Source organism: Sphingobium sp. CCH11-B1 (assembly GCF_001556865.1).
GTDB lineage: Bacteria > Pseudomonadota > Alphaproteobacteria > Sphingomonadales > Sphingomonadaceae > Sphingobium.
Genome location: NZ_LSJY01000208.1, coordinates 1 through 12,001 on the forward strand (window position 1 = coordinate 1; position 12,001 = coordinate 12,001).

Annotated in this window: 10 protein-coding genes and 1 pseudogene; 9 read left to right on the forward strand and 2 right to left on the reverse strand. The window is 66.5% G+C overall.

The features are described from left to right. A pseudogene (locus AX724_RS23810) lies at positions 1-315 on the reverse strand (hypothetical protein); the annotation flags it as partial. Positions 316-717: 402 nt separating this feature from the next. On the opposite strand from AX724_RS23810, the gene dksA reads away from it, so the two are divergent. Both dksA and AX724_RS21205 read left to right on the forward strand, forming a co-directional pair. Next, entirely contained in the window at positions 718-1,182 is a 465-nt protein-coding gene (dksA, locus tag AX724_RS21200; RefSeq protein ID WP_066770934.1) for an RNA polymerase-binding protein DksA, read from the forward strand. A gap of 63 nt (positions 1,183-1,245) precedes the next feature. Continuing rightward, positions 1,246-1,611: a PilZ domain-containing protein gene (locus AX724_RS21205; RefSeq protein WP_066770904.1), complete on the forward strand. Its 366-nt coding sequence runs from the start codon at positions 1,246-1,248 to the stop codon at positions 1,609-1,611. A 140-nt stretch (positions 1,612-1,751) separates the two neighbouring features. Here the strand turns inward: AX724_RS21205 and AX724_RS23190 are convergent, their stop codons facing one another. Next, on the reverse strand, positions 1,752-1,910 hold the full coding sequence (locus tag AX724_RS23190) for a YdcH family protein (protein ID WP_082733637.1): 159 nt from the start codon (positions 1,908-1,910) through the stop codon (positions 1,752-1,754). A gap of 191 nt (positions 1,911-2,101) precedes the next feature. Here AX724_RS23190 and AX724_RS21215 point away from each other — a divergent pair, with 191 nt between their 5' ends. From AX724_RS21215 to AX724_RS21245, 7 genes are all read left to right on the forward strand, one after another. Continuing rightward, positions 2,102-2,281: a DUF465 domain-containing protein gene (locus AX724_RS21215; protein ID WP_066770936.1), complete on the forward strand. Its 180-nt coding sequence runs from the start codon at positions 2,102-2,104 to the stop codon at positions 2,279-2,281. 104 nt (positions 2,282-2,385) lie between these two features. After that, positions 2,386-2,862 (forward strand): DUF1465 family protein, encoded by a 477-nt coding sequence (locus tag AX724_RS21220; RefSeq protein ID WP_066770912.1) that lies wholly within the window; start codon positions 2,386-2,388, stop codon positions 2,860-2,862. 74 nt (positions 2,863-2,936) lie between these two features. Then, a complete protein-coding gene (locus tag AX724_RS21225) occupies positions 2,937-4,973 on the forward strand; it encodes an autotransporter assembly complex protein TamA (protein ID WP_082733635.1) in 2,037 nt (678 codons plus the stop codon). Then, positions 4,973-9,166 carry a translocation/assembly module TamB domain-containing protein gene (locus tag AX724_RS21230; RefSeq protein WP_066770924.1) on the forward strand — a complete coding sequence of 1,398 codons (4,194 nt, stop codon included), beginning with the start codon at positions 4,973-4,975 and terminating at the stop codon, positions 9,164-9,166. Before AX724_RS21225 ends, AX724_RS21230 begins: the two co-directional genes overlap by 1 nt. 1 nt (position 9,167) lies before the next feature. Next, positions 9,168-10,562, forward strand: coding sequence for an L-serine ammonia-lyase (locus AX724_RS21235; RefSeq protein ID WP_066770928.1), 1,395 nt, complete (start codon positions 9,168-9,170; stop codon positions 10,560-10,562). A 172-nt stretch (positions 10,563-10,734) separates the two neighbouring features. After that, on the forward strand, positions 10,735-11,388 hold the full coding sequence (locus AX724_RS21240) for an outer membrane protein (protein ID WP_066770931.1): 654 nt from the start codon (positions 10,735-10,737) through the stop codon (positions 11,386-11,388). 190 nt (positions 11,389-11,578) lie between these two features. Next, positions 11,579-12,001: acyl-CoA thioesterase (locus AX724_RS21245; protein ID WP_082733636.1), on the forward strand; the 423-nt coding region annotated here is incomplete at its 3' end.

The following is a 12,001-nucleotide window of genomic DNA, read 5'->3' on the forward strand; positions in this document are numbered from 1 at the left end:
GCCCATCACCACCGGAACCGCGCCGCCGCCCGACACGACCGGCATTTCCGCCATCGGCACGGGCGCGGGCAGGGGGACAGGGCCGGGCTGGCTGGTGACGGTCACCGTCTGCGGCGCGCAGGCGGTGACGGTCTTCACCACCTTGCGCTTCACGGTACGCACGGCATAGCGCTTCTTGGGCGCGGCCTTCATGCTCTTGCTGCTATGGACCACCGCCGGACGCGCGCTTTCGGCCACATGGACGGCGCCGCCGCCGATGATCGCCCCTCCGCATGTGCAGGCGCATAATTTGGCCAGTGCCATCCGTACCGACATAGGTTCCACTCTGTTCTGTTTACCCCCGAAGGTCTTGGCGCCGGACTGGTCCAGGCTGGGCCTTCGGGAATTTCCTTTGCGCACCAACGCAAAAGAAACAGTTAACTGCAATCTCGTTAACTCTGAATCTGTGGCGGAAGTCGAGAGAATAACGCGGCTTTGCTCAATCGATATGGTTAACGTCCCACTATGGCACGATGCCTGTTGCAGCGGTTAAGGCGCGCCGACAGATCCCCTTCGTCCGCATGTCTTCGGGCGAATCGAGGGAAGGGCATCGCTTGCGGGTCACGCCGTCACTGGGCGCTTGTGTCCGTTCGCCGCCATGGCTATGAGGCGCGCACAATCAAAGTGATAGGCGTCCGGGCGCCACAGCGCCGGGGGCCTTACGAGTCGGAGAGCCAGATGGCATCGGTCCTGAATTCCGATAAAGACGGTGAAAAGCCGCCAAAATCGACTGTAACGCTTCCCGCCGACTACCGGCCGTCCCCCGACGAGGAATTCATGAATCCGTTGCAGCTGGAATATTTCCGGCAGCGGCTTTGGGATTGGAAGAAACAGATTCTCGCCGAGGCGGAAGGTACGCTCGCCGTGCTTCAGAACGAGCCGTTGCGCGAACCGGACCTCAATGACCGCGCCTCCAGCGAGACCGACTGGTCGATCGAACTGCGCACCCGCGACCGTCAGCGCAAGCTCATCTCCAAGATCGACGCCGCGCTCCGCCGCATCGACGAGGGTGAATATGGCTATTGCGAAGTGACCGGAGAACCCATTTCCCTGGGTCGTCTCGAAGCGCGCCCGATCGCCACGATGACCGTGGAAGCGCAGGAACGGCACGAGCGGCAGGAAAAGATTTCCCGCGACGATTAACGCTTTTTCCATGCCGCCGCCCTAAGACCGTCGCCATAACGAACGGGGCGATCGGGTTTGCGGATGAGTGACGAGCAGGACATTTCTGGCCGAGGACCGGCGCGGACCGCGCCGCGCGACAGTCTGTTCCTGCTGACCAGCCTTTCGAGCGTGGATGGAGTCGCTCTGGGCAAGGCGCGGGTGCGCAATCTCTCGGCCTCCGGCCTCATGGCCGATTGCGAGCGCGCCATGCCCGCCGGCATTCGCGTGACCTGCGAGTTGCGCGGCGTGGGGCAGGTGAGCGGGATCATCGCCTGGTCCCGCGATGAAAAGATCGGCATGGCCTTCGACGCACCGATCGATCCGCAATTGGCGCGCAAACCCGTTTCGACCGCCGGCTCGCAATCCTTGCCGGACTATCTTCGCACCACGCCCCTGCATCGGCGCTGACAGCTTTTTTCATCCGTCCGCCCAAAGAAAAACCCCGCTGACAGGCCGTCATCGGGGCTCTTCTGAATTGTCCGTCCTGCCGGGGGCGGGGCTGCGAGCGTCCGCTCGGCCTCACCCGCGGCAAGCGCAGCCGATGCGGATCAATGCTGCGCGGCCATTTCCTCCTTCAGCCGCAATTTCTGCTTCTTGAGCGAAGCCACCAGGATGGCGTCGGGCATGGGCCGACTCGTCTCCGCCTTGATTCGCGCCTCAAGGCCGGCATGCTTGGCTGAAAGAGCTGAAATGTGGCTATTTTCCATGACATTCTCCTTACGAGGGTGATGGATGATGAAGTAGATCATGAATCGCGGGCCCTGTCTCGCGATGTTTGGGCCTTTGCGGCGGACCGCTGGCAATTTTGCGATGGCCCGCATTGCCCGCGCCCGCTATCAGGATGGACAGGTCGGTTGGTCGCAGGACGGAAAGGGGCGGGGTGAGCCGGGAAGACATCATGCGCCGCTTGGAACTGCTGCGGGTGGAGCATCGGGATCTCGACAGCGCGATTGCGGCTCTCGCGGCGGCGGGCGGCGGCGACCAGATGCAGATCGCGCGCCTCAAGAAGCGCAAGCTGCGGCTGCGCGACGAAATTGCCGTGCTGGAGGACGCGCTTGTCCCCGACATCATCGCCTGACGCGCTCCTGCCTGCTTCCCGCCAACTGAGCCCAAATGGGACACCATGCCACCGTTGGGTTTGTCGGGCCTGACAAGCGCCGGAAACTATGGCAATCATGCGCGATGCGGAGCGCAGCCTTTCTTGATCGCGGACTTCATCGCCGTCTGGTGGACGGCCTCTATGTCGAAGCCATGGTGATGGCCGACGAGGCCCGCGCCTATTTCGACAAGGCCGCGACACGGGACGAGGGCGACGATCCGCTGCGCCGCGTCGCCTTCGCCTGCGAATCGCTCAAGGTCACCACGCGGCTGATGCATGTCATCGCCTGGCTGCTCAGCCAGCGGGCATGGCAGCGCGGCGAGATTGGGGACGAGGAGCTGATCGACGAAAAATACCGGCTCGGCCGCGCCGCCGCCAGCGATCCCGCGCTGGCCGGCACCTTCGCTTTCGCTGCCCGTGCGCTGATAGAAGGCAGCCAGGAACTCTACGAGCGGGTGGTGCGGCTTCAGGACAGGATGGACGTGATGATGGAACAGGGACCGGCCGAGGATATGAGTCCCGCCCGCGCCCTGCTCGACCGGCTCAACCAGGCCTTCTGAAACCGGCGGAGCGGTCGGGTGGCGCGCTTGGTTGGGGCTGGCGCTCCGGCCTCCATTTGGTCTAGACCCTCGCCATGACCGATGGTTTGCGGACAGGACGCCGCGTCTCAGGCCCACCGCATGCCCGCAGGCTTCTCCTTGCGTCGTTGCTGCTCGCCATAGCGTGCCCCTCTCATGCCCAGGATGCCGCCGCCCCGCCGGACCAGCCGCTCGACGCCATGCCCGACATCGGCATCGACTGGCCCGACATGGGCCAGCCCGACACCGTCGCCCCGCTGCCCGCCGATCCCATCGACACGCAGCCCCCGCTCGCCGCCGGCGATGCCGCGCCCGCCGATGCCCCGCCCGACGATGCGCCCGAAGCCGTGGTCGCGGACGCGGGCGAGGAGCGCCGCTACAGCGTGCAACTGGCCGGCGTGGACAGGATTGCCGACGCCCAGTTCACCCAGCGCTTCGACCAGCTTTCCGTCCTGCGGCAGGAGGATGGCAAGGCCGCGAACCTGGCCCAGATCAATCGGCGCATGAAGGAGGATCGCGAAACGCTCGACCGCCTGTTGCGGGCCAAGGGCTATTATGCCGCGCGTATCCGCAGCGCCGTCACCGCTCCGTCCGCGGGCGGTGACCGGTTGCTGGTGCGGTTCGACATCAATCCGGGGCCGCTCTACCTGCTCGATTCCGTCGATCTCATCGGCCTTGCGGAAACGGCCGAGCGGGAAGCCGATCTGCGCGCCGCCTTCCCGCCCAAGGTCGGTGATCCCGTCGATGCCGATGCGATCCTCGCCGGGCGCGACGCGCTGGCGACGAAGCTGGCCGACAGCGGCTTCCCCTTCGCCCGCGTCGATGAACCGGAAGTCCGCATCGATCATGAGGAGCGCAAGGGCGATCTCGACATGATCGTCGTGCCCGGCGGCTTCCGCCGCTTCGGCGCGATCCGGGTCGAGGGCGACGATCCGCTGTTCAGCGCCCATCATGTGCAGGAAATCGCCCGCTTCGATCCCGGCGATCCCTATATGGCCTCTGACGTGGAGGATCTGCGCCGCGCCATCGTCGCGACCGGCCTCGTCTCCTCGGTCGACCTGAAGCCGGTCGACGCGGGCGACGGCGAGCATGTCGACATGGCCGTCGAGATGCGCCCCGCGCCGCTGCGGACAATCGCCGGCGAACTCGGCTATGGCACGGGGGAAGGTTATCGCGCGGAAGTCAGTTGGCAGCATCGCAATTTCTTCCCGCCCGAAGGCGCGGTGACGCTGCGCGGCGTGGTCGGCACGCAGGAACAGACGGCGTCCTTCACCTATCGTCGCAACAATTTCAAACGGCGCGACAATGTCCTCACCGGCCTGTTGTCGATCAGCAATATCCGCCGCGACGCCTATGACGCGCGCACCATCAATGTGTCCGGTTTCATCGAACGACAAAGCAACATCCTGTTCCAGAAGAAATGGGTCTGGCGTATCGGCGGCGAACTGATCGCCTCGGACGAAGCGGATGCCTTCTCCGGCGGCGCGCGCCGCACCTTCCTCATCGCGGCGGTGCCGGTCAGCCTCACCTATGATGGCAGCGACGATCTTCTGAACCCCAGCAAGGGGTTCCGCCTGGGCGGCCGCCTCAGCCCCGAACTGTCCTTCCAGGATCACACGTTCGGCTATGCGAAGGTGCAGCTGGACGGCAGCGTCTATCAGCCGGTGAACGACCGCACCGTGGTCGCGGCGCGCGCCCGCTTCGGCACGATCCTGGGCTCCACCGTCGATCAGATCGCGCCCTCCCGCCGCTTCTATGCCGGCGGCGGCGCGTCGGTGCGCGGCTATGCCTATCAGGCGATCGGACCGCGCTATGGCCCGGACAACAATCCGGTGGGCGGCAAGAGCCTCGCCGAATTCTCGCTGGAGGCCCGGGTGCGCTTCGGCGATTTCGGGGTCGTGCCCTTCATCGACGCGGGCAATATCTCCACCAGCTTCTTGCCGCGCTTCCGCGACCTGCGCATCGGCGCGGGCATGGGTGTGCGTTACTACAGCAATTTCGGTCCGATCCGCGTCGATGTCGGCACGCCGATCAACCCGCAGTCGGGCGATCCCAAGATCGCCGTCTATGTCTCGCTCGGTCAGGCCTTCTGATGAGCGACGACGCCGCCCCGCCGGTTCCACCACCGCCACCGGCGCCGCATCGCCGGGCCTGGGACGGCCGCTGGCAGCGCTGGGTCGCTGCCATCCTCGCCGCCCTGCTGCTGGTCGTCGTGGGCGCGCTGGCCTGGCTTGATACTGATGGCGGCCACCGCTTCCTCGCCAGCCGCATCGCCACCATCCGTTCGGCGTCGGGCCTGCGGATCGGCGTCGGATCGATCGAGGGCAGCATTTATCGCAACGCGGTGCTGCGCGACCTCACTCTGTCGGACCCGAAAGGCCGCTTCCTCCATGCGCCGCGCGTGGAGCTGGACTGGTGGCCCTTCGCCTGGGCGTCGAACCGCCTGGACATCGACCGCCTCGTCATTCCGCAGGCCACGCTCTACAAACTGCCAAAGCTCAATCCGACGCAGCGGCGCGGACCCATATTGCCCGGCTTCGACATCCGGCTGATGCAGTTTTCCGTCGGCCGCCTCGACCTCGCGCCAGCGGTCACTGGCCGGGCGCAGACCGCCACCCTGTCGGGCGATGCCGACATTCGCGGCGGCCGCGCCATCATCGATCTGTCCGCCCGAACCCTCGATGGCGGCGATCTGCTCGCCATCGCGCTCGACAGCCGGCCGGACAATGACCGCTTCTCTCTCGACGTGACGGTGAACGCGCCCAAGGACGGCGTGCTGGGCAAGATGGCGGGACTTGTCCAGGCGGCAAACCTGCGCATCGGCGGCAAGGGCAGCTGGACCCGTTGGGACGGCCGCCTTGCCGCCACGCTGGATGCCGTTCCCGCCGCCGACTTCGTGCTGGCCGCGCGCAGCGGCGCTTATTCCGCCCGGGGCACCATCGCCGGGAAGGCGATCGCCGGCAACGGACTGCTGCGCCGCCTGGCCGACCCCCGCCTTGCCGTGCGGGCCAGCGGCACGATGGTCGACCGCGTGATCGACGGGCGCATGACGCTCCAGTCCTCCGCCTTCGATCTGGTCGCCGATGGCGCGATTGACCTGCGCAACAATGCGCTCGACAATATGCTGCTGTCCCTCACGCTTCCCCGGCCGCAGGCGCTGGTCAAGAATATGCGCGGCAACGGCGTTGCGGCGCGAGTGCGGCTCGACGGCGCGTTCGACGCACTTGGCTACGAATATCTTCTCACGGCCCGCGACATCGCATTCGGCAAGACCGTGATCCATGCCGTGCGCGCGCAGGGCAGGGGCCGCACAGCCCGTTCCGGGCCCGTGCTCGTGCCGTTGAGCCTGCGTGCCCGCCGCCTGGAAGGACAGGGTGACCTGGTCGGGGGCATCGTTCGCAACTTCCAGATTGACGGCGTGCTCCAGATCACCGGGCAACAGATCGTCAGCAATCCCATGCCCTTCCGCTCTGACAAGCTGCGCGGCAAGTTGCTGATGCTCGTCGACCTGGCGAGCGGCCGTTATGACTTCGGGCTCGACGGTCGGATCAACGGCCTTTTCATCCCCAATTTCGGCGTCATCGACCTGACGTCCAAGTTGCGCGCGGTGCCGCGCCGCGATGGCGCCTTCGGCCTCAGCGGGTCGGTGGCCGCCCGCGTCCGCCGGCTCGACAATGAGTTTCTGCGAACGCTGGGGGGCGGATTGCCGACCGCGCGCAGCCGCATCGAACTTCTGCCCAACGGGGAAATCGCGCTCACCGGCCTGAAGCTCGATGCGCCGCTGCTTAACCTCACCGCGTCGGGCCTGCGCCATCCCGACCAGACGCTGCATCTGGAAGGCAGCGGCCGCCACGCGCGCTACGGCCCGCTGCGCCTGACGCTCGATGGCCTGATCGAAAAGCCGGAAATCCATCTGCTGCTGCAACGCCCGCTCGACGCGCTCGGCCTGCGCGACGTGCGCGCGCACCTCATCCCCGATGCGAGCGGCTACAGCTATACAGCGGACGGCGGCTCCACCCTTGGTCCCTTCACCGGCCGGGGGGTGATCCTGCTGCCGCCGGGCGGGCAGGCGGTGGTGCGCGTCGCCAACCTGGCCGTTTCGGGCGTCACCGCAAGCGGCGACATCCGCCCGCTTCCCGGCGGCCTCGACGGCCAGCTCGGCGTGGTCGGCCCCGTCACAGGCTATGTCAATTTCCGCCCGGTCGACAGCGTTCAGCAGGTGGAGCTCAAGCTCACGGCCAACGACGCCAGCTTCGATGGCCCGACGGTCATCGCGGTGCGGCGCGGCACGCTCGACGGCACCATCCTGCTCGATCCGTCCGGCACGACGGTCAACGCCACGGCGCAGGCGCGGGGCTTGCGCGTCGGCGGCATCCTGCTCGGCCGCTTTGCCGCCAATGCGGAACTGACCGACGGCAGGGGCCGGATCAGGGGCAGCCTGTCGGGCCAGCGCGGCCGCATCTTCGACATCCAGGCCGACGCGCAGGTCGAACCGGACCGCATCCGCCTGTCGGCGCAGGGCACGATCGACAAACGCGCCATCCGCCTCGGTCGCCCGGCGCTCTTTACCCGGACGGAGGACGGCTGGCGGCTTTCGCCCGCGACCATCGGCTATGCTGGCGGATCACTCCAGCTGGCGGGCGAACTGGGCAGCGCCACGACCCATATAGAGGCGCGGATGGAAAGGCTGCCGCTCTCGCTGCTCGACATCGCCTATGACAATCTCGGCCTTGGCGGTCTCGCGACCGGATCGCTCAGCTATGCGCAGCCGCGCGGCGGCGGCCTTCCCACGGGCAAGGCGGAACTGCGGGTTCGGGGCCTGTCCCGCTCGGGCCTCTCCTTGAGTTCCCGGCCGGTCGATGTCGGCGTCAACGCGGTGCTGACCGACAGCCGCCTCGCCACCCGCATGGTGTTTGTCGCAGACGGGCGCACCATCGGCCGGGCGCAGGCGCTGCTGAACCCCTTGCCGGCCCAGGGCGGCCTTGTCGAACGGCTGAACCGCGCGCCCTTCTTCGCGCAGCTGCGCTACAACGGCACGGCCGACACGCTCTGGCGGCTGACGGGCGTGGAGATCGTCGACATCGGCGGGCCGGTCGCCGTGTCGGCCGACACGCGCGGCACGCTGGGCGAGCCGGCCATCACCGGCACCTTCACCACCGACAATGCGACGATCAACAGCCCCGTCACCGGCATGCGCCTGCGTGGCGTGCGCGCCCGCGGCCGCTTCTCCGGCGCGCAACTGGTCATATCCGACTTTTCCGCCACGGCGCAGAATGGCGGCGGCGTGACCGGCACCGGGCGCTTCACCTTCAACGGCATCGCTGGCGTGGGCATGGATCTTGCGCTTCAGGCGGACAATGCCGCCTTGCTGGAACGCGACGACATTGCCGCGACGGTGACCGGCCCCATAACCCTCAAATCCGATGGCGTGGGCGGCAGCATCGGTGGCGACCTTGTCCTCAACCGCAGCCGCTTCACCCTGGGCCGTGCGGCCGCCGTCGCGGAAATTCCCGAATTGCGGGTGGTGGAAATCAATCGGTCGGGCGAGGAGATAGAGCGCCCCCGCACCAACATCCCCTGGTCGCTCGCGATCAAGGCGCGTGCCCGCAACCGGCTGATGGTGACGGGCCTTGGCCTCGATAGCGAATGGCGCGCCGATCTCGACATTGGCGGCACGGTGGTCAACCCCGCGATCGCCGGCCGGGCGCAACTGGTGCGCGGCAATTATGAATTTGCCGGCCGCCGCTTCGAACTGCGCGAAGGCAATATCCTGTTCGACGGCAAGGTGCCGACCAATCCCACGCTGGACATCAGCGCGGTGGCGGACGTCAGCGACCTGTCCGCCACCATCCATGTCGGCGGCACCGGCCTCAGGCCCGATATCACCTTCACGAGCACCCCGGCCATGCCACAGGACGAGCTTTTGTCCCGCATCCTGTTCGGCACGTCGATCACCAACCTGTCCGCGCCCGAAGCGCTCCAGCTCGCCTCGGCGGTGGGATCGCTGCGGGGGCAGGGCGGGCTCGACCCGATCAATGCGGTGCGCCGCGCGGCGGGCCTCGACCGGCTGCGCATCATCGCCGCCGATCCCACGCAAGGGCAGGGCACGTCGATCGCGGCGGGCAAATATCTCACCCGCAAAACCTATGTCGAACTCATCACCGACGGGCAGGGCTACAGCGCGACCCGGATCGAATATCAGGTGACGCGCTGGCTCTCGCTGCTCGCCGCCATCTCCACATTAGGCCGCGAAAGCGCCAACGTGCGCGTGTCCAAGGATTATTGACGTGACCAGAAGCCGTATCGACGCCGCCGCCGCGATCAGCGTCATGGATCTGTTCACCATCGGCATCGGCCCGTCCAGCTCGCACACGGTCGGTCCGATGCGTGCCGCGCTGCTGTTCATGGATTCGCTGCCGGCCATGCCCGCCCGCGTGCAGTGCGAATTGTTCGGATCGCTGGCGCTCACCGGCCGGGGGCACGCGACCGACAGCGCCATCCTGCTCGGCCTGTCGGGCCATCGCCCCGAAGGCGTCGACCCCGACGCCATCCCCGCCATCCTGGCCACGATCCGCCGGGAGGGCCGCATCCGCGCGGGCAGCGCGCTCGACCGGCATGTCCCCTTCGATGAACAGCGCGACCTCCTCTTCCGGATGGGCGAATTCCTGGAAGCGCACAGCAACGGCATGCGCTTTTCGGCCTGGTTCGACGGACAGGACGACCCGTTCGTCCGCGATTATTATTCCATCGGCGGCGGCGCGGTGTTGCCGGGCGATGTTCCGGTCAGCGACGACGCGCCGCTCGGCCACAATGTCGTCCAGCCGCACCCCTTCTCCTCCGGCGCGGAAATGTTGCGCCAGGGCGAGGAAAGCGGCCTCTCCATCGCCACCCTCGTCCTGCGCAACGAAGGCGCGTGGCGCACGCAGGGCGAGACGGAGAGCTTCCTCGACGCCGTCATCGACGCCATGTCCGCCTCGATCGACCGTGGACTGGAGCAGGAGGGGATGCTGCCCGGCGGGCTCAAGGTCCGCCGCCGCGCCCGCGCCATCCATCAGCGGCTGCGACTACAACAGGACGCGCTCGGCCCGGCGCAGATCTTCGAGTGGGTCAGCCTGTTCGCGCTTGCCGTGAATGAGGAGAATGCGGCGGGCGGCCGTGTCGTCACTGCCCCCACGAACGGCGCGGCCGGCGTCATCCCGGCCGTGCTGCACTATTATCGCCGCTTCGTCCCCGGCGCGGACCGGGACGGCGAGCGCCGCTTCCTCCTGACTGCCGCCGCCATCGGCTTTCTCTACAAGAAGCGCGCCTCGATCTCCGCCGCTGAAATGGGGTGCCAGGGGGAAGTCGGCGTCGCCTGTTCCATGGCCGCCGCAGGCCTAGCCGCGGTGCTGGGCGGCACCAACAGCCAGGTCGAGAACGCCGCCGAAATCGGCATGGAGCATAATCTCGGCCTCACCTGCGATCCGATCGGCGGCCTCGTCCAGATCCCCTGCATCGAACGCAACACCATGGGCGCGGTGAAGGCGATCAACGCTGCCTATCTCGCGCTTCAGGGCGACGGGCGGCACATCGTCAGCCTGGACGCCGTGATCGAAACGATGCGCCAGACCGGCGAGGACATGGCGAGCCGCTACAAGGAAACCTCGCTCGGCGGCCTTGCCGTCAATGTGGTGGAATGCTGAGTCAGCCGGTCGCCGCAAAGGCACGACTGCACGACGAGCGGAGCGCCAACAGTGCTATAATGGCAACAGTTTCAATTGTTTATCTCAGGTTCATGAAACAAAACGGCTTTGCTCCGGCTTTGGCGTCTCACCCCTGACAGGGGAAAAGAGAATGACAATCGGAGTATCCTTTATGCGTAAGTTGATGGTCGCAACCCTTCTGGCCGGCGCCCCCTTCGCAACCCCCGCGCTCGCGCAGGACGTGAACCCCACTTTCACCGGCCCCCGCGTCGAAGCCATCCTTGGCTATGACCATGTCGGGGCGGGCAGCGATTTCGACAATGACAATGGTCGTGATGACCAGTCGATCGACGGACTGCTCTACGGTGTCGGCGTCGGCTATGACGTCAACCTGGGCGGCGCGGTCGTGGGCGTGGAGGGCGAATGGACCGACTCCACCGCCAAGAGCGACCGTTTTGACCCGACCGATCAGTTCGGCTTCGGCCGGGTGAGCCAGGGCCGCGACCTCTATGTCGGCGCGCGCGCGGGCATCCTCGCCAACCCCTCGACCCTCGTCTATGTGAAGGGCGGCTACACCAACAGCAAGTTGAACGTGCTGGCCGGCAACACCAACGAAACCACCGATACCTCGTTCAAGCTGGACGGCTGGCGGATCGGCGGCGGCGTCGAGCGCGCGATCAACGCCAATACCTTCGCCAAGGTCGAATATCGCTATTCCAACTATACCGATGGCCAGCTGGATTTCCCCAATGGCGCGACCAGCGAGCGGTTCAACATCGACACCGACCGGCATCAGGTGGTGGCAAGCGTCGGCTGGCGCTTCTGACCGTACGCTCAGAGCATTTTCAGGTTGACCGTTTACGGTCGACGGCTCGGAAAATGCGGCATTAACAATCTAGAGCGTCTTCGCTCATCGCGAAAATGCGCTAGGCAGCGGGGAAGGGGTTGGAGAAATCCGGCCCCTTTTTCCATGTGCGCCCTTTCGGAGCGCTTGCGGCAATGCTATTTACAATGATGTGAGTAGCGCGATTCCCCACCTGTACCCCGTTGGCATCGATCCCGAAGACATCGACTTCATGGGCCATGTCAACAATGCCAGTTATTTGAAATGGGTGCAGAACGCCGTGCTCGATCACTGGCGCGCGCTGGCCCCGGCCGAAGCAGTGGCCCAGCATCTCTGGGTCGCGCTCAAGCATGAGATCACCTACCGCAAGCCCACCTTCCTCGACGACGAAGTGATCGCCACCGTCCTCCTAGAAAAAGTGCAGGGCGCCCGCGCCTTCTACGAAACCGTCATCCGCCGCGGCGAGGAAGTGCTGGCCGAAGTCAAGTCCAGCTGGTGCTGCATCGACGCCGACACCCTCCGCCCCGCAAGACTGGCGCGCGAGGTGATAGAGCGGTTTTTCACGGGTGAGGGGGATGCGGGAGTGGTGCGGGGT